Origin of the sequence: Plantactinospora sp. WMMB782 (assembly GCF_049179135.1) — a bacterium.
GTDB lineage: Bacteria > Actinomycetota > Actinomycetes > Mycobacteriales > Micromonosporaceae > Plantactinospora.
Genome location: NZ_JBMHMC010000007.1, coordinates 6,004,549 through 6,030,742 on the forward strand (window position 1 = coordinate 6,004,549; position 26,194 = coordinate 6,030,742).

At 72.5% G+C, this 26,194-nt stretch carries 23 protein-coding genes and 1 pseudogene; 12 read left to right on the plus strand and 12 right to left on the minus strand.

Annotated features, from left to right (window positions below; all coding sequences use genetic code 11):
* Positions 1–111: 111 nt before the first annotated feature.
* The 7 genes from ectB (at position 112) to ACN28A_RS28835 (ending at position 11,710) form a co-directional block, all read left to right on the plus strand.
* Entirely contained in the window at positions 112–1,440 is a 1,329-nt protein-coding gene (gene ectB / locus ACN28A_RS28805; protein ID WP_421400307.1) for a diaminobutyrate--2-oxoglutarate transaminase, read from the plus strand.
* A complete protein-coding gene (locus ACN28A_RS28810) occupies positions 1,437–5,699 on the plus strand; it encodes a Pls/PosA family non-ribosomal peptide synthetase (RefSeq protein ID WP_421400309.1) in 4,263 nt (1,420 codons plus the stop codon). Before ectB ends, ACN28A_RS28810 begins: the two co-directional genes overlap by 4 nt.
* A 103-nt stretch (positions 5,700–5,802) precedes the next feature.
* Positions 5,803–7,482, plus strand: coding sequence for a glycosyltransferase family 39 protein (locus ACN28A_RS28815; protein WP_421400311.1), 1,680 nt, complete (start codon positions 5,803–5,805; stop codon positions 7,480–7,482).
* Between the two features lie 271 nt (positions 7,483–7,753).
* Complete coding sequence (locus tag ACN28A_RS28820; protein ID WP_421400313.1) at positions 7,754–8,731, plus strand: efflux RND transporter periplasmic adaptor subunit; 978 nt, start codon at positions 7,754–7,756, stop codon at positions 8,729–8,731.
* The gene (locus tag ACN28A_RS28825) at positions 8,728–9,609 is read left to right on the plus strand and encodes an ATP-binding cassette domain-containing protein (RefSeq protein ID WP_421400316.1); all 882 of its coding nucleotides are present in this window, start codon (positions 8,728–8,730) and stop codon (positions 9,607–9,609) included. The genes ACN28A_RS28820 and ACN28A_RS28825 overlap by 4 nt, the downstream gene beginning before the upstream one ends.
* Positions 9,606–10,922 (plus strand): ABC transporter permease, encoded by a 1,317-nt coding sequence (locus tag ACN28A_RS28830; protein ID WP_421400319.1) that lies wholly within the window; start codon positions 9,606–9,608, stop codon positions 10,920–10,922. The genes ACN28A_RS28825 and ACN28A_RS28830 overlap by 4 nt, the downstream gene beginning before the upstream one ends.
* A gap of 290 nt (positions 10,923–11,212) precedes the next feature.
* Positions 11,213–11,710: a hypothetical protein gene (locus tag ACN28A_RS28835; protein ID WP_421400321.1), complete on the plus strand. Its 498-nt coding sequence runs from the start codon at positions 11,213–11,215 to the stop codon at positions 11,708–11,710.
* 12 nt (positions 11,711–11,722) lie between these two features.
* On the opposite strand, the gene ACN28A_RS28840 is transcribed toward ACN28A_RS28835, so the two are convergent.
* The 5 genes from ACN28A_RS28840 to ACN28A_RS28860 form a co-directional block, all read right to left on the minus strand.
* Positions 11,723–12,703 (minus strand): NAD(P)-dependent alcohol dehydrogenase, encoded by a 981-nt coding sequence (locus ACN28A_RS28840; RefSeq protein WP_421400323.1) that lies wholly within the window; start codon positions 12,701–12,703, stop codon positions 11,723–11,725.
* Positions 12,700–12,933: a helix-turn-helix transcriptional regulator gene (locus tag ACN28A_RS28845; RefSeq protein ID WP_421400326.1), complete on the minus strand. Its 234-nt coding sequence runs from the start codon at positions 12,931–12,933 to the stop codon at positions 12,700–12,702. The genes ACN28A_RS28840 and ACN28A_RS28845 overlap by 4 nt, the downstream gene beginning before the upstream one ends.
* Before the next feature lie 2 nt (positions 12,934–12,935).
* Positions 12,936–13,355 carry a hypothetical protein gene (locus ACN28A_RS28850; protein ID WP_421400328.1) on the minus strand — a complete coding sequence of 140 codons (420 nt, stop codon included), beginning with the start codon at positions 13,353–13,355 and terminating at the stop codon, positions 12,936–12,938.
* A 157-nt stretch (positions 13,356–13,512) separates the two neighbouring features.
* Complete coding sequence (locus ACN28A_RS28855) at positions 13,513–14,070, minus strand: GNAT family N-acetyltransferase (protein WP_421400330.1); 558 nt, start codon at positions 14,068–14,070, stop codon at positions 13,513–13,515.
* Positions 14,071–14,303: 233 nt separating this feature from the next.
* The gene (locus tag ACN28A_RS28860) at positions 14,304–15,110 is read right to left on the minus strand and encodes an FkbM family methyltransferase (RefSeq protein WP_421400332.1); all 807 of its coding nucleotides are present in this window, start codon (positions 15,108–15,110) and stop codon (positions 14,304–14,306) included.
* A gap of 239 nt (positions 15,111–15,349) precedes the next feature.
* On the opposite strand from ACN28A_RS28860, the gene nhaA reads away from it, so the two are divergent.
* Complete coding sequence (nhaA, locus tag ACN28A_RS28865; RefSeq protein ID WP_421400334.1) at positions 15,350–16,666, plus strand: Na+/H+ antiporter NhaA; 1,317 nt, start codon at positions 15,350–15,352, stop codon at positions 16,664–16,666.
* Positions 16,667–16,682: 16 nt separating this feature from the next.
* Here nhaA and ACN28A_RS28870 read toward each other — a convergent pair whose 3' ends face one another.
* The 4 genes from ACN28A_RS28870 to ACN28A_RS28885 all read right to left on the minus strand — a co-directional run bounded on the left by ACN28A_RS28870 (position 16,683) and on the right by ACN28A_RS28885 (position 19,563).
* The gene (locus ACN28A_RS28870) at positions 16,683–17,702 is read right to left on the minus strand and encodes a nucleotidyl transferase AbiEii/AbiGii toxin family protein (protein ID WP_421400337.1); all 1,020 of its coding nucleotides are present in this window, start codon (positions 17,700–17,702) and stop codon (positions 16,683–16,685) included.
* Between the two features lie 84 nt (positions 17,703–17,786).
* Complete coding sequence (locus ACN28A_RS28875; RefSeq protein ID WP_421400339.1) at positions 17,787–18,626, minus strand: LysE family translocator; 840 nt, start codon at positions 18,624–18,626, stop codon at positions 17,787–17,789.
* Positions 18,627–18,722: 96 nt separating this feature from the next.
* Positions 18,723–19,115: a DUF4180 domain-containing protein gene (locus ACN28A_RS28880; RefSeq protein WP_421400342.1), complete on the minus strand. Its 393-nt coding sequence runs from the start codon at positions 19,113–19,115 to the stop codon at positions 18,723–18,725.
* On the minus strand, positions 19,108–19,563 hold the full coding sequence (locus tag ACN28A_RS28885) for a helix-turn-helix domain-containing protein (RefSeq protein ID WP_421400345.1): 456 nt from the start codon (positions 19,561–19,563) through the stop codon (positions 19,108–19,110). Before ACN28A_RS28885 ends, ACN28A_RS28880 begins: the two co-directional genes overlap by 8 nt.
* Positions 19,564–19,716: 153 nt before the next feature.
* Here ACN28A_RS28885 and ACN28A_RS28890 point away from each other — a divergent pair, with 153 nt between their 5' ends.
* Entirely contained in the window at positions 19,717–20,439 is a 723-nt protein-coding gene (locus tag ACN28A_RS28890; protein ID WP_421400346.1) for a hypothetical protein, read from the plus strand.
* Between the two features lie 16 nt (positions 20,440–20,455).
* On the opposite strand, the gene ACN28A_RS28895 is transcribed toward ACN28A_RS28890, so the two are convergent.
* Complete coding sequence (locus ACN28A_RS28895) at positions 20,456–21,535, minus strand: SMP-30/gluconolactonase/LRE family protein (protein WP_421400348.1); 1,080 nt, start codon at positions 21,533–21,535, stop codon at positions 20,456–20,458.
* A 141-nt stretch (positions 21,536–21,676) separates the two neighbouring features.
* On the opposite strand from ACN28A_RS28895, the pseudogene ACN28A_RS28900 reads away from it, so the two are divergent.
* The 3 genes and pseudogenes from ACN28A_RS28900 to ACN28A_RS28910 all read left to right on the plus strand — a co-directional run.
* Positions 21,677–22,003: pseudogene (locus ACN28A_RS28900) on the plus strand (ArsR/SmtB family transcription factor); the annotation flags it as partial.
* Between the two features lie 185 nt (positions 22,004–22,188).
* Positions 22,189–22,713: an SRPBCC family protein gene (locus ACN28A_RS28905; RefSeq protein WP_421404694.1), complete on the plus strand. Its 525-nt coding sequence runs from the start codon at positions 22,189–22,191 to the stop codon at positions 22,711–22,713.
* Positions 22,710–23,117 (plus strand): VOC family protein, encoded by a 408-nt coding sequence (locus ACN28A_RS28910; protein ID WP_421400349.1) that lies wholly within the window; start codon positions 22,710–22,712, stop codon positions 23,115–23,117. The genes ACN28A_RS28905 and ACN28A_RS28910 overlap by 4 nt, the downstream gene beginning before the upstream one ends.
* 32 nt (positions 23,118–23,149) lie before the next feature.
* Here the strand turns inward: ACN28A_RS28910 and ACN28A_RS28915 are convergent, their stop codons facing one another.
* Together ACN28A_RS28915 and ACN28A_RS28920 are read right to left on the minus strand one after the other, a co-directional pair.
* Positions 23,150–24,517 (minus strand): TrpB-like pyridoxal phosphate-dependent enzyme, encoded by a 1,368-nt coding sequence (locus ACN28A_RS28915; protein ID WP_421400351.1) that lies wholly within the window; start codon positions 24,515–24,517, stop codon positions 23,150–23,152.
* 78 nt (positions 24,518–24,595) lie between these two features.
* Complete coding sequence (locus tag ACN28A_RS28920; RefSeq protein ID WP_421400353.1) at positions 24,596–25,897, minus strand: asparaginase; 1,302 nt, start codon at positions 25,895–25,897, stop codon at positions 24,596–24,598.
* Between the last annotated feature and the right edge of the window lie 297 nt (positions 25,898–26,194).

The following is a 26,194-nucleotide window of genomic DNA, read 5'->3' on the forward strand; positions in this document are numbered from 1 at the left end:
CCCGGACAGCGGTCGCCGGTTGGACCTACTGACATCCCAGACTCCCGGAACTGGTCGGCGGCTGCGGCCGACCAGGCGGAACGGGCAGAGACCCGGAAGGAGCGATGACAGGTGCGCGGAGCGGCGGGCGCGGACGAAAGTCGGGTCTTCGAACGTAGGGAATCGGCGGTACGGAGCTACTGCCGTCGATTCGACTGTGTATTCGACACAGCGGAAGGAAGCGTGGTCCGGGACGTCACCGGCCGCGAGTATCTCGATTTCGTCGCCGGTGCGGGATCGTTGAACTACGGACACAACGACGCCGACATGCGGGCGGCGCTGATCGCCCATCTGGAACAGTGCGGCATCGCGCACAGCCTCGACCTGTCCAGTTCGGCCAAGAGCGCGTTCCTCGCCGCGTTCGAGTCGCTGGTGCTGCTGCCCCGCCGGCTGGACTACCGGGTGCAGTTCACCGGGCCGACCGGGGCGAACGCCGTCGAGGCGGCTCTCAAGCTGGCCCGCAAGGTGACCGGCCGGAGCAACGTCGTCGCCTTCACCAACGGCTTCCACGGCGTCTCGCTCGGCGCGCTCGCGGCGACCGGGAACCGGCACCACCGGGTCGGTCCGCAGCTGCCGCTGCCCGGGGTGACCCGGATGCCGTACGACGGATACCAGGGAGCCGGCGTCGACACCGCCGACCTGCTGGAGCGGATGCTGCGGGATCCGTCCAGCGGACTGGACGCGCCGGCCGCGATCATGCTGGAGACCGTGCAGGGCGAGGGCGGGCTGAACGTCGCCTCGGCCGCCTGGCTGCGCCGGGTCGCCGAGCTGGCCCACGACAGCGGCGCACTGCTGATCGTCGACGACGTGCAGGCGGGCTGCGGGCGTACCGGCACGTTCTTCAGCTTCGAGCCGTACGGGATCGTTCCGGACCTGGTCGTACTCTCGAAGTCGATCTCCGGGTACGGCCTGCCGATGGCGCTGCTGCTGATCCGCCCCGAGTACGACGTCTGGCAGCCCGGCGAGCACAACGGCACGTTCCGGGGCAACGTGCACGCCTTCGTCACCGCCCGGGTGGCGTTGACGAAGTTCTGGGCCGACGCCGACTTCACCGCCGTCGTGGCCCGCCGGGCCGACCTGCTCGCGCGCGGGCTGGCCGAGGTGGCCGACTCGGTGCCGAGGGCGGTGCCGAAGGGGCGCGGGATGATGCGCGGCGTCGACGTCGGCTCCGGGGAGTTGGCCGCCACCATCACCCGGCGCTGTTTCGCCGAGGGTCTGATGCTGGAGACCGCCGGCCCGTACGACCAGGTGGTGAAGGTGCTGGCGCCGCTGACCACCGAGGACGAGCAGCTCCAGCACGGTCTCGACATCCTGCTGGCGGCGGCCCGGGGTGTCGACCGGGGGCCGGACGTCGGGCCGGAGCGGGACCTGCGCGGCTCTTCCGGCCTGGTGCCCGCGTGACCGGCCCGGCCCCGGTGACACCCCGGGGGGCGGCCACCGTCGTGCCCCGTACCCCGACCCGGGACAGCCGGCCCGGCGCCGGACCGGTGCTGACGGCGCAGGGCGCCGACAACCGGGTCCGCTGGCGACCGGGGGAGCGCCTGCACCATCTCTTCGAGCAGCGGTGCGACCGGTTCGCCGCCGAGGGCGATCCGGAGCACCTGGCCGTGGACGACGGCGAGCGCCGGCTGACCTTCGCCGAACTGGACGCCCGGGCCAACCAGCTCGGCCGGCTGCTCCGGGCCCGCGGCGTACGCCGGGGGGACCGGGTCGGGTTGCTGCTCGACCGGTCGGCCTTCGCCTATCTGGCCATGCTCGCGGTTTCCAAGATCCATGCCGTGTACGTCCCCGTGGACGCGGGATTCCCGGCGGACCGGATCGGCTTCGTGCTCTCCGATGCGGGAGTCGGCACGACAGTCACGCTCGGCAGCCTGGCCGACCGGCTCGACGGCCTGCCCGGCACGGTGATCGTGCTCGACACCGCCCCGGACCTCGACCGCTACCCGTGCCACCGGATCGGGCGGCACGAACTCCGGCGGGACGAGGTCGGGCGGCACGAACTCCGGCGGGACGAGGTCGGGCGGCACGAACTCCGGCGGGACGGGATCGGGCCGCACGAACTCCGGCGGGGCGCGGGCGAACCCGACGGGCTCCGGCCGGACGATCCGGGGCCCGGCGGGCGTGACCTGGCGTACCTGATCTACACCTCCGGCAGTACCGGCCGGCCCAAGGGCGTGGCCATCGACCAGGCGAACATCTGCAACTTCGTCCGGGTGGCCGTGGAGTGTTACGGACTGCGTCCGGACGACCGCGTCTACCAGGGGATGACGATCGCCTTCGACTTCTCGGTCGAGGAGATCTGGGTACCGCTGGTCGCGGGCGCGACGCTGGTGCCCAGCACCGCCCCCGGGGCGCTGGTCGGCAGCGACCTGGCCGGCTTCCTCGCCCGCAACCGGGTGACCGCGCTCTGCTGCGTGCCGACCCTGCTGGCCACCATCGAGGAGGAACTGCCGGAGCTGCGGTTCGTGCTGGTCTCCGGCGAGGCGTGCCCGACACGGTTGGTGGACCGGTGGCACCGGCCGGGACGTACGCTGCTGAACGTCTACGGACCGACCGAGACCTCGGTCACCGCCACCTGGGGCCGGCTGGAACCGGGCCGGCCGGTGACGATCGGGGTGCCGCTGCCGACGTACTCGGTGCTGATCCTGGATTCCGCGCAGCGGCCGCTGCCGGCCGGCGCGACCGGCGAGATCGGGATCGCCGGGATCGGCCTCTCCCCGGGGTACGTCAACCGGCCCGACCTGACCGCCCGGGCGTTCGTCCCGGACACCGTCGGCATCCCGGACAACCCGTCGGGACGGATCTACCGGACCGGGGACCTGGGCCGGATCACCCCGGACGGACAGCTCGAATACCTGGGCCGGATCGACAGCCAGGTGAAGGTGCGCGGCTACCGGATCGAGCTGACCGAAATTGAGTCGGTGCTGCTGCGGCTGCCGGAGGTGGCCCAGGCGGCGGTGACGACGTACCAGCCGGAGCCCGGCGTGGTCGAACTCGCCGCCTTCTACACCCGCCGGGGCGGCGCGGACGCGCTGGATCCGGCGGCGGCGCTGGCCGCGCTGCGCGGCCGGCTGCCCGGCTACATGGTGCCGGCCTACCTGGAGGAGTTGCCGGAGCTGCCGACGCTGCCCAGCGACAAGGTGGACCGCAAGCGGCTGCCGGCGCCGTCCGGGCCGCGCACACTGCCGACCACGCCGCTCGTCGCACCGGTCGGCGAGACCGAGTCGGCCCTGGCGGACCTGCTCGCCGACCTGCTGCGGGTGGACCGGGTCTCGGTCCGGGACGACTTCTTCACCGATCTCGGCGCCGACTCGCTGGTGATGTCCCGGTACTGTGCCCGGCTGCGGGAACGGCTGCGCGCCGACGTGTCGATAAAGGACGTGTACCTGAATCCGACCGTCCGGCAGCTGGCCACCGTCGTCGCGGCGGAGGTCCCGCCGGCACCGTCCGAACCGGCGCGTCCGGCCCACCGCGTCCCGAGCGACCTGGAATGGTACGGCTGCGCGGTGTTCCAGATCCTCTTCGGCCTGGGCTGCATCGTGCTGTTCGCCGCGGTGGCGCTCACCGGATACAACTGGATCACCGACGGCAGCGGCGCGGCCGGCTTCGCGCTGCGGTCGCTGGGCTTCGGGGTGGCCTGGTTCGCGGCCCTGGCGGTGCTGCCGGTGGCGTTGAAGTGGCTGCTGGTCGGGCGGTGGCGGGTCGGCACCTTCCCGATCTGGGGTTTGCGCTACCTCCGGTTCTGGGTGGTGAAGCGGATGATCCGGGCCAGTCCGCTGGTCCTCTTCGCCGGATCGCCGGTCTACAACCTCTACCTGCGGGCGCTGGGCGTGAAGGTCGGCCCGGGTGCGCTGGTGCTGTCCCGCTCGGTGCCGGTCTGCACCGACCTGGTGGAGATCGGTGCCGGTGCCGTCGTCGGCAAGGGTGTCAGCTTCGCCGGCTACCGGGCCGAGGCCGGCTGGATCACCACCGGCCCGGTCCGGCTGGGTCGGGACGCGAACGTGGGCGAGGGCTGCGTGCTCGACCTCGACACCGTGCTCGGCGACGGCGCCCATCTCGGGCACGCCTCGTCGCCCCGGGCCGGGCAGCTCGTACCGGCCGGAGCGCGCTTCCACGGCTCACCAGCGGTTCCCGGCGGCGGCGGCAATCCGGCCCCCGAGCCCCGGCGCTGCTCGACGGCCCGCCGGGGTGCCTACGGCGGCGTCCAGCTCGCTGGCCGGGTGGTGCTGGACACCCAGCTACTCGTCCTGCTCGCCGCGCTCGCCTTCGCGCTGGACATCAGCACGGTTTCCGGGTCGCTGCTGATGTATCTCGGTGGAATCCTGCTCGCTGCCCTGCTGGTGCTGGCGGTGCCCCGGCTGGCGAACCTCTTCCTCACCGCCGACCGGGTCTATCCGCTCTACGGCTGGCGGTGGATCTGCTACCAGACCGTCTCCCGGTTCAGCAACGTCCCGTTCTTCAACCTCCTCTTCGGGGACAGCTCGTACGTGCTCGGCTACCTCCGGGCGATCGGCTGGCGGTTCCGGCAGGTAAGGCAGACCGGCTCGAACTTCGGCTGCGGTCAGCGGCACGACACGCCCTTCCTCTGCGAGGTACGCGGCGGGGTGCTGGTCTCCGACGGTCTGTCGATGGGCAACGCCCGGTACTCGCCGAGTTCGTTCGCGCTGTCCCAGGTCACCATCGGTGCGGAGAACTTCCTCGGCAACCGGATCATCTTCCCGGCCGGAGCCCGGGTCGGCGACAACTGCCTGCTGGCGACGAAGGTGATGGTGCCGATCGACGGCCCGGTCCGCTCCGGTGTCGGGTTGCTGGGGTCGCCGCCGTTCGAGATTCCCCGCTCGGTGCGCCGGGACGCCGCCTTCGACGCGTACCGGACCGGGGACGAGTTCCGCCGCCGGCTGTCCCGGAAGAACCGCTCGAACCTGTGCACCATGGGCTGGTACCTGCTCAGCGGCTGGCTGCTCTTCCACCTCGCCATCCAGATCGTGGTACGGGTCGAGGGCGTGCACGACGGCGCCCGGCCGAACCTCTGGACGTTCAGCGCCGGAATCGGCCTCGCCCTGCTGGCGATCGTCGGCTACTCGGTGCTGGTGGACTGGCTCTGCCTCGGTTTCCGCCGGCTGCGCCCACTGCACTGCTCGATCTACGACCCCCGGTACTGGCGGCACGAGCGGTACTGGAAGCTGACCGGGGTCGGGCATCTCGGCCTGTTCAACGGCACCCCGCTCAAGCCGCTGCTGCTGCGCCTGCACGGCGTACGGGTCGGCCGGCGGGTCTTCGACGACGGCTGCGGGATGCCGGAGCGGACCCTGGTGGAGATCGGCGACCACTGCACCCTGAGCGAGGGGTCGACGCTGCACGCCCACTCGCTCGAGGACGGGACGTTCAAGACGGACCGGATCCGGCTCGGTCGCGGCTGCTCGGTCGGCACGGGTGCCCTGGTGCACTACGGCGTGGAGCTGGCCGACGGCGTGCTGGTGGCGCCGGACTCGTTCGTGATGAAGGGCAGCAGCCTGCCGTCCGGCACCGTCTGGCGGGGCAACCCGGCCCGCCAGGTGCCTGTGCTGTCCACCTCGGACGGTTACCGCACGGGCCAGCTCCGGACCGGACAGCTCGCCGGCTCGGCCACTGCTCGCGGGACTGCTGTGGGCGGGCGTTGACAGCCGATGCCTAACGGTTAAGCTCTAACCGTTAGGCATCGACGCGAGGTCCTCCCGGGTGATGGACGACCGGTGCCGTCGCCGCCAGGGGGAGGGCCATTCCATGACCGAGCACGCCGTCGGATCCGCCGTGACCGCCGGGTCACCGGGCCCGCCCGCAACGGCCGTACCCGGAGCGGATCCGCACGGAGCGGACCAGTATGAAGCGGACGCACCCGGCGCGGACTCGGCTGGCACGGACTCGGCCGGCACGCACCCGGGTGGCACTGGTGCGGCGGGGGCGGGCGGGACCGGCGGCGGTGGGCGGGTCGTCCTCGCCCCGGTCGCCTGGCGTCCGCTCGGCGTCGTCGCCGGGTTGGTCGCGGCGGTGCTGCTGGCCACCAACGGCGGTTACGGCTACCACCGCGACGAGCTGTACTTCCTGATGCTCCGCCCCGACTGGGGCTACCGGGACCAGCCGCCGCTGACCCCGGCGATCGCCCGGCTGGCCGACACGCTCTTCGGCGGCTCGCTCTGGGGGCTGCGGGTGCCGGCCACCCTCGGTGTACTGGCCGCGCTGCTGCTGGCCGCGCTGGTCGCTCGGGAACTGGGCGGCGGGGCGCTCGCACAGACCCTGGCCGCGGCCGGCCTGGGCACCGGCGGCGCGACGCTGATCTTCGGACACGTACTGCTGACCGCCGGCTTCGACATGGTGGTCTGGCTCGGCATCGTCCTCTGCGCCGCTCGGGCACTGCTGCGGAACCAGCCGCGCTGGTGGCTGCTGGCCGGGGCGGTGCTCGGGATCGGCCTCTACAACAAGCTGCTCGTGGTGCTGCTGCTGGTCGGGCTCGGCGCCGGGCTGCTGGCCGTCGGCCCGCGCCGGGTACTGCTCGACCGTTGGCTCTGGGCGGGAGTCGGGCTGGCCCTGCTGGTCGGCGCTCCGAATCTCGTCTACCAGCTCAGTCACGAGCTGCCGCAGGCGGGCATGGCGGCGGCGATCGCCGAGGACAAGGGCGCCGAGTCGCGCAGCACCTTCGTGCCGTTCCAGTTCCTGCTGATCGGTCCTCCGCTGGCGGCTGTCTGGCTCGCCGGACTGGTCGGACTGCTGCGCCGCCCATCCTGGCGACCGGTACGCGCACTCGCCGTGGCCTACCTGGTGGTCTGCGTACTGGTGCTGGTGTCGGGCGGTCAGCCGTACTACCCGTACGGGCTGCTCGGCACGCTCTTCGCCGCCGGATGCGTGGTGCTTGCCGACTGGCTGGGCCGGGGACGGCAGCGGGCCCGCAGGCTGGTGGTCGGTGCGGCGTACCTGCTGAACGCGGTGTCGAGCGCGGTGATCGCGCTGCCGCTGGTGCCGGTCGGGACGCTCGGTGACACGCCGGTGCCCGGTATCAACATCACCGCCGCCGACTCGGTCGGCTGGCCCCGCTACGTCGACCAGGTGGTCCGGGCGTACGACGCCCTGCCGCCCGCCGACCGGGCCGCGGCGGTCGTGTTGACCGCCAACTACGGCGAGGCGGGTGCGCTCACCCGGCTCGGCGCCGGCCGGCTCCCCGCTATCTACAGTGGACATAACGAACTCGGTTACTACGGCCCGCCGCCGGAGTCGGCGACCGTACTGGTCGGAGTCGGGGTCGGCGAGGAGGGTGAACTACGGCGGTACTTCGGCACCTGCCGGCTCGCCGGGCGGCTGGACAACGGGGTCGGGGTCGACAACGAGGAACAGGGCGTCCCGATCGTGTTGTGCCGTGACCGCCGGCTGACCTGGGCGGAACTGTGGCCGGAGGTCCGGCACTTCGACTGACCGTCCGCCCGGCACCGGACCCGTTGCCGCCGGCCCGACCGTCCGTACCCGGCCGCACCCGGTGCGGACGGGACAATGCCGGTGGGTTCGTTCTGGTTTGATACGGCGGTAGCGGTGCGCAGGACGACCGTACCGCCGTCCGCTGCCGGTCCTCGTCGCGAAAACCTCCCGTTCGTGCGCAACCGACGACCGGCAGACCGCGTCTTTTCAGATGTCGTCCAGATCTGCGTGAGGGGTGCCGGTGCGAAGGCGACTACTGCGGTGTTCGGGTGTGCTCGTGTTGCTCGTCGGTGCGGCCACCGCCTGCACCGCGTCCGAGCCGGAGGCCGAGACTCCCGGCCTCGCGGCCCGGGGCACCACCCTGACCACCGCCAAGCCGGCCCGGCAGAACCTCGACAACCGGGTGAGCCTCTCCGGCAAGGTCACCATCAACCCCGTCTTCGGAGTGGTCGCCCCGGTCGCCGGCCAGATCCGTTACCGCGACGTCGAGCAGCCGAGAAGCACGCCGACCAAGCCGACCCGGGTGGCGAGCATCTGGGCCAAGGGCAGGTCGCACCGGGTCGACGTGCCGGCGGGGGCCGTTTTCGCCGGTCGGCTCCTGGACGACCGGTCCACCGTCGCCGTGGGGATGCCGGTGGTGTCGGCGAAGCGGGTCGGCTACGGGCTGGTCGCGGAGATCGACGGCGCTCAGGCATACCAGATCTCCGACTCGGTGGCGACCGTGCAGGCCCAGATCAAGAACGGGCCCGGCCCGTTCGCCTGCAAGGTCCTCGGCACCATCGCCGCGCTGCCGGCCGGCACGATCCCGGACCCGCCGGCCCCGGAGCCGTCGACCGACCCGTCCGCCGGGCCGGGGGCGCCGCCAGCCCCGGCACGACCCGACCCGGGGCGGCCGGTCGAACCGTCCGAGCCGACCGGCATGCGACTGGTCTGCGCGGCACCGTCGAACGTCAAACTGATCAACGGTGCCGTCGCCACCCTGGAGGTGGTGACCGCCCGGGCGAAGGACGCGCTGGTGCTACCGGTCGAGGCGGTCGCCGGCGGGCAGGGCAGCGGCAAGGTGGACGTGGTCGGCCCGGACGGCAGCCGGGAGACCCGGGACGTGGTGCTCGGGCTCAGCGACGGCAAGGTCGTGCAGATCAAGTCGGGGCTGACCGGGGACGAGACGGTGGCCGTACCCGGGCCCAACCTGCCGCCGGCCAAGCCGGGACAGCCCGGCGGCCCCGCCGACCCGATGGGCGGGAAATGACGGCGCTGCTGGAACTGGACGGCATCACCAAGACGCTGAAGGGGCAGCGCGCACCACGCACGATCCTCGACGGCGTCGACCTGACCGTCGACAGTGGAGAGAGTGTGGCCATCGTCGGTCGGTCCGGCTCGGGCAAGAGCACACTGCTCAGCCTGATCGGCCTCTTCGACCGGCCGGACGGCGGACGCTACCTGCTCGGCGGCCGGGACATCAGCCGGCTGCCCGAGCGCCGGGCGGCGGCCCTGCGCAGCGCGGAGTTCGGCTTCGTCTTCCAGCGGTTCTTCCTGCTGGGGCATCTCACCGCCGCACAGAACGTAGCGATGGCCCTCGTCAACGGACAGGGCTGGCTGCCACGCCGCAGGCGCCGGGCCCGCACCATGGCCGCCCTCGACCAGGTCGGCATCGCGCACCTGGCGAAGCACCGTCCGGCCCGGCTCTCCGGCGGTGAACAGCAGCGGGTGGCCGTCGCCCGCGCCCTGGTCCGGGAACCCCGCCTGCTGCTCGCCGACGAGCCGACCGGCGCGCTGGACACCGAGACCGGCAACCTGGTGATCGAGGTGATGCGCTCGGCCACCGACCGGGGCTGCGGGCTGATCCTGGTCACCCACGACTGGGACCACGCCAACAAGATGAGCCGGGTACTGCGGCTCAGCGACGGAGTACTCCGGCCCGCCGCCGCGGCCGGTCCGGACGAGGCGTGGACACCGGAAGCCGCCGCGGCCCGGTCCCCCGCACCGGTGCCCGCCGGCGCTGCCGGGCCGGTGCCCGCCGGTGTCGCCGGGTCGGGGTCGACCGGGGCTGCCGCGTCGGGGGTCGTACCCGCCGGGAGCGGGTCGGTCAGCCCGTCGCACGCCGGTCAGGAAGGGACGGTCCGGTGATCCGGCTCTCCGGCAGGTTCCGATCTGCGACGATCATCGGCTTGCAGGGCATCCGGGCCCGGAAGATGCGCACCTTCCTGTCGATGGTGAGCCTCTTCCTCGGCGTACTGGCCGTGGTGGTGGTGCAGGCCGGCGCCGAGACCCTCGAACGGGCCCAGTTGGAGAACCTCGCGCTACAGGTGGGCAAGGACGGCACCCGGCAGGCGTACCTGCCGGGAACGGCGCAGAGCGTCCAGGCCAGCATCGACACCCTGGGCAACCGGCCGGACGCGGTCGCGATCGCGACCCGGCAGGCGATCGTCGGCGAGCCGGGGGTCGCCCCGGTCAACCCCGGCGGAGCCCCGTTCGACCAGCCTGGCGGCTACGGGCCCGGCGGCCCGATGTACTGCGACCAGTACGGCTGCCGGCCCATGTCACCCGGCGGCGACACCGCTGCCCCGGTCTCCGGGCAGGCGATCGAGCTGATCCTGAACACGTTGACCGGCGACATCCGCCAGTTCAAGCCGTTCCGGCCGGTCTCCGGGCAGTGGCTGGACTTCGCCTCGGCGCCGTCCCTGGCACCCGGGCTGGTGCTCAACGAGGAGGCGGCGAAGGGCTTCGCCCGGCACCAGGTGCCGGCCGAGATGCGCATCGACGGTGCCACCGCCAACCCGACGCCCCGGATCATCGGCGTCGTGGACGACGGCAACCCGCAGCCGGTCGCCTACGCCCGCACCGACGAACTGGCCAACTGGCTGCCGCCGGCCACCGGCACCGGCGAGTTCGGTCCGGGACTCCAGGTGATGATGGCCCCGGGCAGCGACGAGCTGGAACGGCTGCTGGTGCTGCGGCTCACCGCGACCGGGGTACCGGCCGACCAGATCCACTTCGAGACGATCCAGGCCCGCAAGGAGATCGCCCGCGACCTGGCGTTGATCCGCTGGATCTTCCTCGGCATGGCGAGCCTGGTGCTGCTGATCGGGGTGGCGGGCATCCTCAACGTCGGGCTGGCGACCGTGGGGGAGCGGGTCGAGGAGTTCGCGCTGCGCCGGGCGGTCGGCACCTCGCGACTGTTGCTGGCCGGCATCGTCCTGGCCGAGACCCTGCTCACCGGTCTGCTCACCGCCGCGGCGGCCATCGGGGCGTCCGCACTGGCCCTGAGCGCGGCCGGCACGCTCCTCGCCGGCCGGGCGCCGTTCCTGGCGGACGTGGTGTTCCCCTGGCAGGCGGGTGTCGCGGGTGTCGTCGCCGGCCTGGTGGCCGGGCTGCTCGGCGGTCTCATCCCGGCCGTCCGGGCCGCCCGCATCCCGATCGCGACAGTCATGCGGGCCTGACCGGGGCCCCTCGTCCGACCCTGCCACGACGACCGGGCCGCGATCACCGCCGACTGGATGACCCGGCTGGTACGGGGTGACCGGACGCTGTCGGGCCGTCACGGCGACGCCCGGGGAGCGGCACACCCGTACGATCGCGCCCGGCCGCGACGCTGGAAGATCCACCGTCGGTCCGCGGAGATCGTTGCCCGGTCGGCCGCATGTCTCGGTGTGAGCGGGGAACGCACCCGCGCCGGTATCGGGCCCGGTCGGGAGGTCGGTCGGGGGACTCGTCAGCGAGGGCGGTGGCTATGGGCGCGAAGAGGCGGCCGGTGGACCAGGACCCGGAGGGCCGGATCGGAGCGGCCGACGGGAGCGGCGACCGGGCGGCACCCGACGGGCCGGAGCGTGGTCCGCAATCGGTCCAGCCGTGGGGCACCACCGGCGGCACCGAGGATCGGGACGCGCCGTGGGGTGCGGCCGAGGACTCGCCGCTGGACGAGGGAAGCGAGGAGGCCGGCCTGCCGCCCGCACGGCGCGGCGAGCGCCGGGCCGACGCCGAGCCGCCCGGACACGCCGAGCCGCCCGGACACGCCGAGCCGCCCGGACCGTGGGCGCAGGGCAGCGGCAGGCACGGGTTCGGGTCTGTCGAACCGACCCGAACCCCGGAGGCAGGGCCGGGGGCACCGCCCGATCCGGGGCCGGGACGCCGGTTCTTCCCCGACGACACCGCGCTCGACGACCTCCGCAACAACCCGTTGCAGGAGGAGACCGGCATGCACTCCGAGGGAGTCAGCCGGCACGAGTAGTGTCGGTGCCGGTCATGGTGACTCGGTGCCCGTCATGGTGACCACGACGTTGCCGTACTTGCCGCGGTCGACGTGCTGGTGCGCCTCGGTGATCCGCTCCAGGGGATAACGGGCGGCGATGACCGGCCGCAGCGTGCCGGCCTGCGCCAGCTCCCGGGTGAACAGCAGGTCGCGGGTCTTCTCAGCCGCCTTCCGCAGCCCGGTGAACGCCACTATCGCCCTGCGCCGGCCGAACGCCGCCGTCGCGGGCATCTGGACCAGCAGACCCGGCGACGGCACCGGACTGAGGTAGCGGCCGGTCGGGGTGAGCACCCGGCGGGACCGCCCGAACGAGCTCGTGCCGGCCACGTCGAAGACGACGTCGTACCGCCGGCCGGATCGGGTGAAGTCCGCAGTGGTGTAGTCGAGCACCTCCTCGGCACCGAGCTCGCGTACCAGTTCGAGGTGGGCGGTGCTGCACACTCCGGTGACCCGGGCGCCGAAGTGCCGGCCGAGTTGCACCGCCGCGCTACCGACGGCTCCGGAGGCGCCGTTGACCAGAAGCGACTCGCCGGGTCGCAACCGGGCCCGGTCGCGCAGGAACGCCAGCGCGGTCGCGTCGGCCAGGGCGACCGCCTCGGCGAAGTCGAGATTGGCCGGCTTGGGCGCGAGGGCGCCGTCCTGGTGGATCCGGACGTACTCGGCGTGCGCGCCGAAATCCGGCCCGGTGACCCCGACGACCTCGTCGCCGACCCGGACCCGGGTCACGGCGGAGCCGACCGCCTCGACCACGCCGGCGAAGTCGGAGCCGAGCACCGTCCACTTCGGCCGGCGTAGCCCGAAGAAGAGCCGGGAGAAGGCCGGGGAGCCGCGCCGGGCGGTGGCGTCGGTCACGTCCAGGGTCGCGGCGTGCACCCGGACCAGGATCTCCTGGTCGCCGGGGACCGGCGTCGGGACCTCCTCGATCCGGACGACGTCGGGTGCACCGTAGCTCCGGTAGACGGCTGCTCTCACGACTGCTCACCTCCGGGGGCGGGATAGTGGAACACTTCGTCGATCGGTACGGCGAAGACGTGTGCGATCTGGAACGCCATCTCCAGCGACGGCGAGTAGCGGCCCTGCTCGATCGCGATGACGGTCTGCCGGGTCACCCCGATCCGCTCGGCGAGTTGGGCCTGCGTCATCTCGCCGGCCGCGAACCTGAGGGCGCGGATCGAGTTGGTCACCCGGGTCGGCTTGACCACGACTACATTCCCCTGCGATAGGCGCGGAGCTTGACCACGGAACCGACCACCGAGGCGGCGACGAAGCCGAGGTAGAGCACGTTAGCGATCCAGAAGTACGCGGCCTCGAAGAGCGCCAGGCCGAGCGCGGCGAGCGCGGCGGTCATCAGCATCCGCTGCCCGATCCGGTCACCGAGCCAGTGGATCTCCCTGTCCCGCACGTCGCCGGAGTGGCTGTCGCTGGGGCGGGCGATCTCGACCCCGATCCGGGCCACTATCGACGCGACGATCGAGACGCCGACGGCGAGCAGCAGCGCAGGCACGTAGCTCACCGCGGCGGCGGGTGTGCCGGCCAGCCGACCGAGGACGACCGCGAGATAGCCGAGGTAGACGGTGACGCCGACCACCAGGCCGACCCAGGTGCCCTTCTCTTCGTACGACATGTCGCCGCCCTCGAGGAGTAAAGAATTTTTGACATCTCGAAGAGTAAAGAAGTGCAGACATCATGTCAAGTTTTCTAGACATGGGAGGGCTGCGCGGGATGGTCCGGTGGCGGTGCCGTCAGTGGCTCGGCAACACCGGTCGGGCGACGCCGACGGCTCAGCGCGGCAGCGGCTGGTTGGTGTAGAGCGTGATGCCGTGCCCGCTGCCGTGCCGGATCCAGCCCACCGCGTCGTAGAAGTCGGTGGTGCCGGCGACCTGCGGGACGGTCAGCAGCCACGCCGGTCGTTCGCCGGTCAGCGCGGCCAGCAGCCGTCGACCGAGTCCCGAGCGTCGGGCGGCCGGACGTACCGCCAGTTCGGCGACCTCCAGCCAGCCGGGGAGCGTGTCGACCGCCGGTCCGAGCAGACGGCGCACCTGCCCGTAGGCGCGGTCGGTGGGGAACGGAGCCGGCGTGGTCAACCCGAGCGCGAACCCGTAAACCGTCCCACCGGCTTCGGCCGTCCCACCTGCTTCGGCCAGTACGGCGACGAAGCCGGGCATCCGGGCCCAGCCGGACAGCAGTTCACCGAACCGGGCGGCCCGCTCGGGCGGATCGTTCCACGGCGGCGCACAGAACACCGCCGCGTACGTCTCGACCAGCCGGTCGCGCAGCGCCAGCGCGTCCGTCCCGGTCAACCGGCGCAGCACGGGTACGGCGGACCGCTCGTGGGTCACGCGGTCGGGCGGTCGGCTCGGGCCAGCCTGCCGACCGCCTCGCGGCCGGTGTGTGCGCAGTGCCGGCGTCCGGCGCTCCAGAACAGCTCCGTCGCCGTGTGTCGGCGGTCCCGGTCCGAGGCTTCCACGACTCGGCAGCCTACCGGTCGGAGCCGACGGGCCAGGGGTCTGCTGATCCGGCCGCGGCACTGCCACCGTCGATCGGCGTCACCGTCGAGCAGCGTCACCGCCGATCAGTGCGGCGGGCGCCGGCCGCGGTCGGCCCGGGCCGGGCTCGGCTGCACCGGTGTCCGGGGCAGTCGGGCGTAGACGTCTCCGGATCGGCCCAGCGGACGGAACCGTTCGAGCAGTCGTACCAGGTCGGGAGCGTCCAGCCAACGTGGGCTGGCGAACCGCATGGTCTCGATCGGCGAGTAGTTGTAGCGGTATCCGCCAGCGGCCGCGCCGAGGCGGTCCACGATGTCGAGTGCGGTGAGCGCGGCGTCGTGTGCCGACGGGAGGTACTCGAAAGACAGCGCGGCCACCGGCTGGCTGAGCCCGGCCAGGACGTCCACCTCGAAGCCCTCGACATCGATCTTGCAGAACGCCGGCGTGCCGTGCAGCGCGATGAGGACGTCGAGGGTCGCCACCCGCACCTCGACCGCGCGATCCCATCTCACCTGCGCGAAGCTGCGATCCTGGGCCACCGAGCGGATCCAGTCGGCCGACATGCTCGACACGGTCGGGGTCGCGGTGGAGAGCGCCATCGTGGCCCGCCCAGGTCGGGCGCCGAGCGCCGCCGGCACGACCGTGACGTGCCGGTCCCGCCGAAACGCCCAGCGCAGCACGCGCAGGCAGTCCGGCTGCGGTTCGACGGCGACGACCCGGGCGCCGAGCCGCCGCCAGACGCGTACCCGACCGCCCACGTGCGCGCCGACGTCGAATCCGACGTCGCCCGGGTGCAGGAACTGTCCGTAGAGCCGTGCGGCCCGGCGTTGGGTGGCCGGTCGGCAGTAGTAGAGCAACAGGGACCGGAAGATACCTCTGGTCCGGGTGAACATCTTTTCAACGTAACAGCGCCAATTGTTCCCCACCCGTCGAACGGAAGCGGCGAGCCGGCGGAACCGGCCCGGTCGACACCTGGCACCGGCCGGTTCGGCCTCGTCCATTCCGGCAGCCGGTGGCACCACCTGCGGGGCTTTCCTGTTGGGGTGGTGATTGCGGGTTCGATAGGGTGGGACCGGGCGTGCCGGGAAGTCTGGTCGGCGCTGCATTCGTCGACCCCATCGGAGGCACCTTGATGGCCAATCCCGGCAGCCGCACGCCGAGTCTTTTCTCCCGAGGTAGCTGGCCCGAGGTCCGCCGGATCGGGGACATCCTGCGCGCCGAGACCGTCGGTGGGGTGCTGCTGCTGATCGCTGCGGTGATCGCCCTGGTCTGGGCGAACTCACCGTGGTCTGCGGCATACCGGTCGCTCGGCGACTTCACGGTCGGTCCGGCCGCCCTGCACCTCGATCTGTCGCTGGCGAGTTGGGCGGCCGACGGTCTGCTGGCGATCTTCTTCTTCGTCGCCGGGCTGGAGCTCAAGCGCGAGTTCGTCGCCGGGGACCTGCGGCAGCCCCGCCGGGCGATGCTGCCGGTCGCGGCCGCCGTCGGCGGAATGGTGGTGCCCGCCCTGATCTACACGGCGGTCAACCTGAACACCGGGGACGGGGCGCTGGCCGGATGGGCGATCCCGACCGCCACCGACATCGCCTTCGCGCTCGCCGTACTCGGGGTGATCAACACTCACCTGCCGGCGGCGATGCGCACCTTCCTGCTCACCCTGGCCGTGGTCGACGACCTGCTGGCCATCGTGATCATCGCCATCTTCTACACCAGCGCGCTGCACCTCGGCTGGCTGCTCCTGGCGCTGGTGCCGCTGGCCGTGTTCGGCCTGCTGGTGCAGCGCCGGATCCGGTCCTGGTGGCTGCTGTTGCCGCTGGCCGGGGTGACCTGGGCGCTGGTGCACGCCTCCGGGGTGCACGCCACCGTCGCCGGGGTCGCGCTCGCGTTCACCGTGCCGGTGTTGCGCCAGAAGCCGGGACCCGGGCGGGGCCTGGCCGAGCACTTCGAGCACCGGTTCCGGCCGATCTCCGCCGGGGTCGCGGTGCCGATCTTCGCGTTCTTCGCCGCCGGGGTGTCGGTGGTCGGCGCGGGCGGCCTCGGCGCGTCGCTGCGCGACTCGGTCGCCATCGGGGTGGTGATCGGGCTGGTCGTGGGCAAGGTCGTCGGGGTCTTCGGCGCGACCTGGCTGGTGCAGCGGTTCACCCGGGCTCGACTCGCCGAAGGGCTCGGCTGGTGGGACGTGGTCGGCCTGGCCATGCTGGCCGGCATCGGGTTCACCGTCTCCCTGTTGATCGGCGAGCTGGCGTTCGGCGCCGGCAGCGACCGCGACGACCACACCAAGATCGGTGTACTGCTCGGCTCGCTGGTCTCGGCGTTGCTGGCCGCGGTCGTACTGCGCGCCCGCAACCGGCACTACCAGCGGATCTGCCTGTTGGAGGAGCGTGACTCGGACGCCGACGGAGTGCCGGACGTCTACGAGCAGGACGAGGAGGATCAACGGGCCCGGTGACGCCGGGGTGTCCCGACTACGCCAGCAGGCCCGCCGTCAGCGCGGCGGCCAACCGGTCGAGCCAGGGCGCCGGGTCGGTCCCGGCCGGCGGGTGCCCGCTGGACAGGGCCGACCAGTCGACCGTCCAGCCCCGGACCGCCGACGGTCGCAGCAGCTCCGGGTCGGGGATCCGGCGCAGCAGCGTACGGAGCAGCCGGGACGACAGCCGTACGCCGGGCAGTTCGGCGAGGAGTACGGCGTCGTAGAGGTCCTTTCCGGCCGAAAGCCCGTCGGCGGCCTGGTCGGTGCAGAGCCACTGGAGTTTCCAGGCGAGTGAGAGTTCCGGCGTCGCCGCCCATACCACCGTCGGCGGGCCGGCAGCGTCCCGCCGGGGCACCGCGAGCAGTCGGGGCGGCTCGGGCAGCCGCTCGTCGTACGCGAAATCGAGCCGGACCGTGCCGGCCAGCGCGTCGCCGGCCCGCCACGGCACGACGAGCCGGCTCCCGCCGCCGCCCGACCCGCCGACGTCCCGGTATCCGGACTCGTACGAGTAGCTCCAGGTGTGCTCCTCGACGATCCCGTCCGGCTCGACCCGCACGTCGGCGCCGGCCGAGGGGTGCCGGCGCAGCAACTCGGCGACGTCCTCGTGCGGGCGGGGCAGCTCGGCGGTCCCGGTGGCGTCGGTCCAGTGCAGCCCTTCCGGCGGCAGCCGCGCCGGCAGCCCGCCGGTGTCGAAGTCCTCGAACATCCAGGGCTCGTCCCGGGGCACCCCGTGCACCGCCTCCGGCCAGAGCCGGACCGGGTCGAGACAGTCGACATAGGGGTGCGGATGCAGGTCGTCGAGGGGGACCGGAACCCCCGGCCGGACCACCCAGTCGAGGTCGCCCGGCTCCCGTGCGCGGTCACCGACCCACGGTCGCATCGTCATGCTGCCCCGCAGCACCAGGGCGTCGCCGCACGGTGCCGTGCCGACCAGCGCGAGCACGTGGTCGAGCACGGCACGCCGGGCCGCGAGTTCGCCGGTCAGCCCGAGTCCGGCCCCCGCTGGGTTGTGCACGCCGGGCAGGCTACCGGCCCGGTACGACGGGCGGCGCCCCTCGGCGGGGCCGAGTGCCCCGCCGGCGGCGGACTTCGGGGAGGGTCAGGTGTCCCGGGCGTCCAGCAGCAGGCGTGCGGCCAGGCCGGCGAAGACGAGTGCGGAGACCCGTTCCAACCGGCGCCGGAACGACGGCCACCGGAACAGCCGTTCGGCGAAGGTACCGGCGGTGAGCCCCACAGCGGCATCGACGGGCAGCCCGACCGCGATGAAGAGCGCGCCGAGCACGAGCAGTTGGCTCCAGACCGGCCAGGCGGTGTCGGAGATGGTGAGGAACTGCGGCAGGAACGCCAGGTAGAACAGCACGATCTTCGGGTTGCCGAGGTTGGTCAGGGTGGCCAGCAGGTACACCTTGCGCAGCGACCCCTGGCCGGTCCGCTCCTGCGTCGGCCCTGCCGCGCGGTCGATGGCGTCCCGCGCTCCGTCGCGCCCTGCGGGACGAGCGGGCTCCGGCGGCTGTCGACCGGCCGGCGACGCCGGGGTGCCCGGCGATGGTCCGACCGGTCCCGGCGCGACCGACCCAGGGGCGGCCGGTGGTGCCGGGCTGGCCGACCCGGGGGTGGCCGGTGGTGCCGGGGTGGCCGGCCCAGGGGTGGCCGCCCCGGAGGACCGCCAGGCGTGGACCGCGAGGTAGACCAGGAAGGCGGCGCCGAGCAGGCGTACGACGTCCAGGGCCTGCGGCGCGGCGGCGAGCAGCGCGCTCAGCCCGAGTGCGGCGGCGAAGGTGTGCAGGGCCAGCCCGGTCGACATGCCGAGCGCGGCCACCAGTCCGGCCCGGCGCCCGCCGGCCAGGGCGTTGGCCAGCACGAACAGCATGTCCGGCCCCGGCGCGACGGTGAGCAGGAAGACGGCGACGACGAAGGCGCCGAGCAGCGCGAGATCCATCGGGCCAGTATGTATTCAGCTCGGCGGACATCCCCGAGCAGGTAGGCGATCGCCGAACAGGTGGCGCCGCCGCCCGCAGGAGTGGACCGGAACTCGTCAGGTCGGACGCGGGCCCGGCCGGTCGGCCAGGGCGCGGAGTCGGTCGTCGAGGGCGTCGAGATCCGGTACGAACCAGATGTGGTCGGCCCGGTTCGACTCGTCCACCAGGGCGCGCAGCGCCGAACTTGTCGCCAGATGTCCGGAGATGTCGCCGAGCACCACCAGCCGCAGCCGGTAGTTGACGAACTTCTGCATTACCTCGCCGGCGAAACGGGTCCCGAGGGAGAAGAAGCTCGGGTCCAGCCGGCTCGCCGGCACCGCCACCACCGCGGCGCCGAGGAACGCCGCGCCGATCAGGTCCAGTGCGTCCTGCTCGGTGGCGATCGGCGGCCCGGCCGGATCGCAGACCAGCACCGGCACCCCGGCCCGGTCCTGGATCTCGTCAGGCATTCCGCACCTGCCCGCCGAGCAGGTCGTCGTCGCCGTGCAGCACGGCGTCGAGCAGTCGCAGCAGTTCGGCGGTGGACTCCGGGTCACCGAGTATCACGATCTTCATACGGCCTCGTTCCTCGTCGTGCACGGTCTGCACCCGCAGCGGACGCGCGGGGTCGTGGTTGGTGTTGGCCCCGGCCAGCAGGAAGGTGCCGAGCCGGTCGGCCGCCGCCCGGCCGACGCCGTCGATCTGCACGATGCTCGACACCTCGACGGCGGCCGGTCCGCCGGGTTGCGCCGGAGCCGGAGCGCCGGTCAGGGCGTCGAGATCGGCCCTGGCGATCCGGTACTGCTTGCCGATCCGGACCGCCCGCAGTCGGCCGGAGCGGATGTATCCGCGGACGGTCCGGACGTGCAGGCCGAGCCGATCGGCCACCTGCTCGACGGAGTACATTTCATTACTCATCAGCAGCTAATTTAACACCAGCAGGTAGCGATAGGGAGTTTTACGGAGTGCGTGCGGCACCGGCGGCGCGAGTCGTCCGGTCGGATCACGTTTGTCGGAACTGCCGTCCGGGCAGTGCGGTGCCGAGCAGCCGACCACCACCGGGAGTGCCAGATGCGCCGTTCGCGTCCAACCGTCCTGCCCGCCGCCGCAGTGGCGCTCGCCCTGCTCGTCGGTTGCTCCGCCGACGGCGGTGCCGAGCCCGCTCCCACCGGCACCTCGTCGTCCGGCCCGTCCACGGCCGCACCGAACTCGCCACCCGGCTCGCCCTCCGGCTCGCCGTCGCCCGGGGCGTCGGACGTGATCCCCGCGTCGGCACTGCTGCGACCGGACGATCTGGGCGGGACGAAACTCGAACCGTTGCCGGAAGGGGAGAGCGCCCACCTGCGGCCGGCGCGGCCGTGCGGCCGACCGTATCCGGGCGACGCGACCCGGGTCGCGGCCGTCGCCATGCGGGCGTACGTCAGTCCGGCCGCGAACGAGACCCCACGGGTGGTCATGCAGTACGTGGGGCTGCACCCGGGGCGTGCGGAGTCGGCCTTCGCCGAGATCGTGGCGGCGGTAGGGCGCTGTCCGGGCAGCCTGGATCCGGGTGAGCACCGCTGGGAGTCCGCCGGAACTGGTTCCGCCGGAGACGAGTCGGTGCTGCTCCGGGTCTCCGCCCGGTTCGACTACGGCGGCGACGAAACGGTCACCACCACTCCGGCCGTGGTCGCCCGGGTCGGTGACCACATCACGGTCGTGGCCGACCTGGGCTGGGAGAACGCCAGCGGTGACGAGTCCTTCGTCCGGGAGCTGGCGGCAAAGGCAGTGGAACGCCTGCGCACGGCGGCATGACCACGCGGTCGGGCGGTCAACTCGGCTCGGGTCGGTCCGTGGCCGGGGCCGGCAGGTCGAAGGCCGCGACGACACCGCCGTGCAGGCTGCCCAACCAGATGGTGTCGCCGTGTCGACGTACTCCGGTCACCGTGGCGAAGCCGGGGACGGTCGCCTGGAAGTCGTACCGCACCCGGCCGTCGGTGTCGAGCGCCTGCACCCAGGCGGTGTTCGCGGGCTTGGGTTGCAGCGCCTCCGGCAGCGCCCAGACCGCCCGCCGGACCGCCGGGTGCCACGGCGCGACCCGGTCCAGCAGCGCGTTGCGGGGCGAGCCCATCGCGATCCAGAGCAGCCCGTCGCCGTCCCGGGCAAGGTTGTCGGGAAAGGCCGGCAGGTTGTCGGCCAGCCGGTCCACCTCTCCGGTACGCGGCCCGGACAGCCACACCCGAGTCAGCCGGTACGCCCCGGTCTCGGCCACCACCACGTACGACCCGTCGGACGCCAGGGCAACTCCGTTGGCGAACTGGAGCCCGGTCAGCACCTCCTCGGTGCGCCCGTCCGGATGCCATCGCAGCAGCCGTCCCGTGCCGGAGTGTTCGAGCAGGTCCGCCTTCCAGTGCGCCAGCTCGAAACGCTGCGACGAGTCGCTGAACCAGATCGAACCGTCCGCGGCGACCGCCGCGTTGTTGCACAGCCGCAGCGGCGCCGACCCGACCCGGGTACCGGTGGCGACCAGGGTGCTCAGCTGAGAGGTGGCCGGATCGACCCGGAGCAGTCCCCGCACGGCGTCGCAGACCACCAGCCGGTCGTCGTGGTCCACCTCGATGCCGAGCGGCCGACCCCCGGTCTCGGCGACCGGTCGGAGGACGCCCTCGCCACCGGCGTCGCCACCGGCGTGGCCATCGCCGTCGGCGGTTGCCGGGAGTCGCACCAGGTGGCCGTTGGTGAGTCCGGTGTAGACCCGTCCGGTGGAGTCGACGGCGATGTCCTCGGGTCCCTGGCCGGGGACCGCGTGCAGGCGTACCGGTGGCATCGGGTCCGCGCCACGACCCTGGCGGGCCCGGGCCGGTGCCCGCTCCGGTCGCCAGCTGACCGGGTCGATCCTGGGTCTGGCCATGGCCGATGGTATCCAGCCACATCGCTGCCCGCACCGGTCGGAGCCGGTCCATCCCCCGACCGGTCCCGGCGAGGCCGGCTTGACGGACCTGGGCGGGCGAGGATATAAACCATCTGGTTATAGAACCGAAAGGTTACGAACATGAGTTCCAGTCTGCTCGACGCGACCTTCGCGGCGTTGGCCGACCCGACCCGGCGGGCGATCCTCGCCCGGCTGACCGCCGGCGAGGCGAGTGTCGCCGAGTTGGCCGCGCCGTTCGCGATGAGCCAGCCCGCCGTCTCCAAGCACCTCAGGGTGCTGGAACGGGCCGGGCTGATCTCCCGGGGCCGGGACGCGCAACGCCGGCCGTGCCGGTTGGAGGCGCAGCCGCTCAAGGCGGCCGTGGACTGGCTGGAGAACTACCGCGACTACTGGGCGGAGAGCTACCAGCGGCTCGACGGTCTGCTCGCCGAACTCCAGGCCACCGAGACGCACGCTGCCGGGACCACGGCGCACGCTGCCGAGAGGGCGATCCACGCTGCCGGGACGGCGGGACACGCTGCCGAGACGGCGATCCACGCTGCCGGGACCGCCGACGACGCCATCCGATCCGTCGCGGAGCAGGATTCCGGGAGCGGCCCGGGGCGGGCACGGTGAGCGGCGGCGGTCGGGAGCTGACCGTGACCACGCCGACCGACCGGGAGATCGTGCTGACCCGGGCCTTCGACGCACCGGCCGGGTTGCTCTTCGACGCGCTGACCCGCCCCGACCTGCTCCGTCGCTGGTTCGGCGCGCAGGGTTGGCAGCTCGTCGACTGCCGGCTGGACCTGCGGGTCGGCGGCGCCTGGCGGTTCGTCTCCCGGGGCCCCGGCGGCGCGGAGATGGCGCACGGCGGGCTCTACCAGTTGATCGAGCCGTCCCGCCGGCTGGTCTACACCGAGCGGTACGACGACCAGTCGTACCCGGGCGACACCCTGATCGCCCACCGGCTCGTCGAACGGGCCGGACTGACCACCCTGACCACCACGATCCGGTACGCCACCCCGGAGGGCCGGGACCGGGTGCTCCGCTATCCGATGCGCCGCGGTGTCGCCGAGGGTTACGGCCGGCTGGACGACCTGCTGGCGGAGCTGACCGAGACCCGCCGACCATCCGACGACACCCAGCCGAACGCCCGCACAGAGAGGAAGTCATCGTGAACTGGACCCTGGAAGTGGTGGTTGTTCCCGTCTCCGACGTGGACCGGGCCAAGAGCTTCTACGCCGACCGACTCGGCTTCCACGTCGACCACGACACCCGGATCGGCGACGGGGTACGCATCGTCCAGCTCACCCCGCCCGGCTCCGGCTGCTCGGTCGTGATCGGCACCGGCGCCGTACCGGAGATGCCGCCCGGCTCGCTGCGTGGCCTGCAACTGGTCGTCCCCGACCTGACCAAGGCGCGCGCCCAACTCGTCGAGCGGGGCGTCGAGGTGAGCGAGATCCAGGTGCTCGGCGAGAACCCGAGGCCCGTCGACGACCCGCTGGACAACGTCGGGTTCGTCTTCTTCAGCGACCCGGACGGCAACGGCTGGGCGGTACAGCAGATCTCCTCCCGGGGATAGCCGCCCACACCGCGTCGGACCGGGTCGACTCGCTACCGTCCGTCGACGACGGGCAGGCCGGCGGTGGCGGCGCGCAGTTGCGACTCGGAGAGTTCGTGGTCGGCCAGGTCACCGGCGAGGTACGCGCCGTAGGCGGCGAGGTCCAGGTGCCCGTGTCCGCAGAGCGCGGTCAGGATCACCTTCTCCTCGCCGGTCTCCCTGCACCGCAACGCCTCCTCGATGCAGGCGGCCAGCGCGTGGGTGGGCTCGGGAGCGGGCACGATCCCTTCGGTACGCGCGAACCGCACGCCCGCCTCGAAACACTCCCGCTGGTTCTTCGTCACCGCCTCGATCAGCCCCAGCTCGTAGACGTGCGAGATCAACGGTGACATCCCGTGGTAGCGCAGCCCGCCGGCGTGGATCGGGTCGGGGATGAAATCGTGTCCGAGGGTGTGCATCTTCATCAGCGGCGTCATCCCGGCGGTGTCGCCGAAGTCGTACGCGTAGACGCCCCGGGTCAGCGACGGGCAGCTCGCCGGTTCGACGGCCCGGATCGTCACCTCCATCCGGCCGGCCAGCTTCTCCCGGAGGAACGGGAACGCCAGCCCGCCGAAGTTGGAGCCGCCGCCGGTGCATCCGACGATCAGGTCCGGGGTCAGCCCGACCTTGCCGAACTGGGCGATCGCCTCCTCGCCGATCACCGTCTGGTGCAGCAACACGTGGTTGAGCACGCTACCCAGCGCGTAGTTGGTGTCCGGGCTGCCGGCGGCCACCTCGACCGCCTCGGAGATCGCGATGCCCAACGAGCCGGGGGAGTCCGGGTGGCTCGCCAGCACAGCCCGGCCGGCCGCGGTGAGTTCGGACGGCGAGGGGTGGATCACCCCACCGAACGTCTCGATCATGATTTTCCGGTACGGCTTCTGGTCGTACGAGGCGCGCACCTGCCACACCTCGCAGTCCAGGCCGTACTGCGAGCAGGCGAAGGCGAGCGCGGTGCCCCACTGGCCGGCCCCGGTCTCGGTGGTCAGCCGACGGACTTTCGCCGCCGCGTTGTAGTACGCCTGCGGCACCGCGGTGTTCGGCTTGTGCGACCCGGCCGGCGACACCCCCTCGTACTTGTAGAAGATCTTGGCCGGTGTGCCGAGCGCCCGTTCCAGCCGGTGTGCCCGGTACAGCGGGGACGGTCGCCAGAGCCGGTAGACGTCGAGTACCTCCTCCGGGATGTCCACGTAGCGCTCGGCGGTCACCTCCTGCTCGATCAGGCTCGTCGGGAACAGCGGTGCCAGGTCGTCCGGCCCGACCGGGGCCAGTGTGCCGGGATGCAGCACCGGCGGCGGTGCGGCGGGCAGGTCGGCCACGACGTTGTACCAGCGGCGCGGCATCTCCGACTCGTCCAGCAGAATCTTGCTCGGCTCACCCATGGTCACGAATTGAACCGACCGGACGGCGTGCTGTCCATGGTCGTCGCACCACCGGCCCGCCGCCGCCCGGCTCCGCGGTCAGTCCTTCGGGTTGCCCTTGGGGGCGGTGTGCCACTCCGGATTGCCGAGCGTGCCGACCCAGCTCCGCACCTTGGCCAGGTCGGTCGGTGCGAAGGCGAGGCCGAGGATCAGCAGCAGTCGCGCCTTCTGTGGCAGCAGGTCCTCCCCGGCGATGATCGGCGCACTGGTGCTGCCGCCGTAGACCGAGCCGGAACCGGTCCGGGTGGTGCTCACGAAGACGACACCCTTGGCCGCGGCGGCGGTCCGGGCGCTGCTCTGCGCCGACGAGATGCCACCGGCACCGGTGCCGGCGGTGACGATGCCCTTGACCCCGGCGTCCGCGAACGCGGTGATCGCCTCGCCGCCGGCCTGCTGGTAGCCGTAGACCACCTCGACCCGGGGCAGCGCGGTGGGGGCGATCATGGACAGGTCGAACGGGGTCAGCCAGCGCTGCTTGGCGTCGCAGTCGGCGACCCGGGCCGGCGCCCGGCCCACCTTGATGTTCGGCCCGTCGACCCAGCCGAGTACGCCCAGCTCGCGGGACTGGAAGGTGTCCATCCGGTAGGAGCTGGTCTTGGTGACGTCCCGGGCGGCGTGGAACTCGTCGCCGAGCATCAGCACCGTTCCGTAGCAGTAGGTGGACTGGCTGGCGGCCAGCACGATCGAGTTGTACAGGTTGGCCGGGCCGTCCGCGCCGATCACCTGCGGCCCGTCCGGGGTCACCGCCGCCCACGGCCGCATCGCACCGGTGAGCACCACCGGCTTGCGGCTGCGCACGGTCAGGTCCAACCAGTACGCGAACTCTTCCATCGTGTCGGTGCCGCTGGTCACCACCACCGCGTCGGACTTCTTCAGCGCCGCCTCCACGGCCAGGGTGAGGGCGTGGAACTCGGCGATGGTGTAGCCGCCGGACCCCTTGTTGCCGAACTGCACGGTGGAGACGTCGGCGACCTGGCCGATCTCCGGCTGGAGCCGGGCGACCAGGTCGCCGATGGCGATCCGGCCGGACTGGTAGTCGGTGAAACTGCTCCGCGAGGTGGCGACGCCGGAGATGGTGCCGCCGGTGCCGATCACGGTGACCCTGGGCTTCTTCACCTTCGCGGCCGCGACCGCCCGGCCGTATTCGACGCTTCGGATCTCGGTCGGCCCGGTGACCCCGGAGACCGTGCCGCTGATCGGGGGCAGCGCCACGGCCGCCGGTTCGGGGGAGCGGTGGAGCACGGAGACGACCGTGGCGGTGAGCGCCGCGGTGAGGACCGGGACGAGTACGGCGGCCAGGCGCCGGGGTGTCGGCCGGAGCCGACCCGGAAGGCTGGACAATGCGACCTCCAGGTTGCGGGGGACGGGTAATGGCATCGTCCGAGCTGCGGTTTTCCACGGCGTTACAAGATCATTTCTCGTTGTGCGTCACCTTCGGCGCAACCCCGGCGAGCCTCCACCCGACGCCCGGCCCGGCCAGCACTCGGCCCAGCTCGGCCCGGCCGGGTTGCGGGCCTTCCGTCCGAGGCCCGGCCGGGTTGCGGGCCTTCCGTCCGAGGCCCGGCCGGCGGTGCTGTGACGACGGGCACAATTGCCGCCGGAGCGTGAACCCCGGCGGGTCGGCCGGCTACCCAGGAC

What these genes read in the sequence shown, in the direction of transcription:
- ACN28A_RS28815 (WP_421400311.1), top strand. Translation starts at nt 5,803, where the DNA reads ATGACCGAGCACGCCGTCGGATCCGCCGTGACCGCCGGGTCACCGGGC.
- ACN28A_RS28825 (WP_421400316.1), top strand. Translation starts at nt 8,728, where the DNA reads ATGACGGCGCTGCTGGAACTGGACGGCATCACCAAGACGCTGAAGGGG.
- ACN28A_RS28835 (WP_421400321.1), top strand. Translation starts at nt 11,213, where the DNA reads ATGGGCGCGAAGAGGCGGCCGGTGGACCAGGACCCGGAGGGCCGGATC.
- ACN28A_RS28850 (WP_421400328.1), bottom strand. Translation starts at nt 13,355, where the DNA reads ATGTCGTACGAAGAGAAGGGCACCTGGGTCGGCCTGGTGGTCGGCGTC.
- ACN28A_RS28860 (WP_421400332.1), bottom strand. Translation starts at nt 15,110, where the DNA reads ATGTTCACCCGGACCAGAGGTATCTTCCGGTCCCTGTTGCTCTACTAC.
- nhaA (WP_421400334.1), top strand. Translation starts at nt 15,350, where the DNA reads ATGGCCAATCCCGGCAGCCGCACGCCGAGTCTTTTCTCCCGAGGTAGC.
- ACN28A_RS28875 (WP_421400339.1), bottom strand. Translation starts at nt 18,626, where the DNA reads ATGGATCTCGCGCTGCTCGGCGCCTTCGTCGTCGCCGTCTTCCTGCTC.
- ACN28A_RS28880 (WP_421400342.1), bottom strand. Translation starts at nt 19,115, where the DNA reads ATGCCTGACGAGATCCAGGACCGGGCCGGGGTGCCGGTGCTGGTCTGC.
- ACN28A_RS28885 (WP_421400345.1), bottom strand. Translation starts at nt 19,563, where the DNA reads ATGAGTAATGAAATGTACTCCGTCGAGCAGGTGGCCGATCGGCTCGGC.
- ACN28A_RS28890 (WP_421400346.1), top strand. Translation starts at nt 19,717, where the DNA reads ATGCGCCGTTCGCGTCCAACCGTCCTGCCCGCCGCCGCAGTGGCGCTC.
- ACN28A_RS28895 (WP_421400348.1), bottom strand. Translation starts at nt 21,535, where the DNA reads ATGGCCAGACCCAGGATCGACCCGGTCAGCTGGCGACCGGAGCGGGCA.
- ACN28A_RS28915 (WP_421400351.1), bottom strand. Translation starts at nt 24,517, where the DNA reads ATGGGTGAGCCGAGCAAGATTCTGCTGGACGAGTCGGAGATGCCGCGC.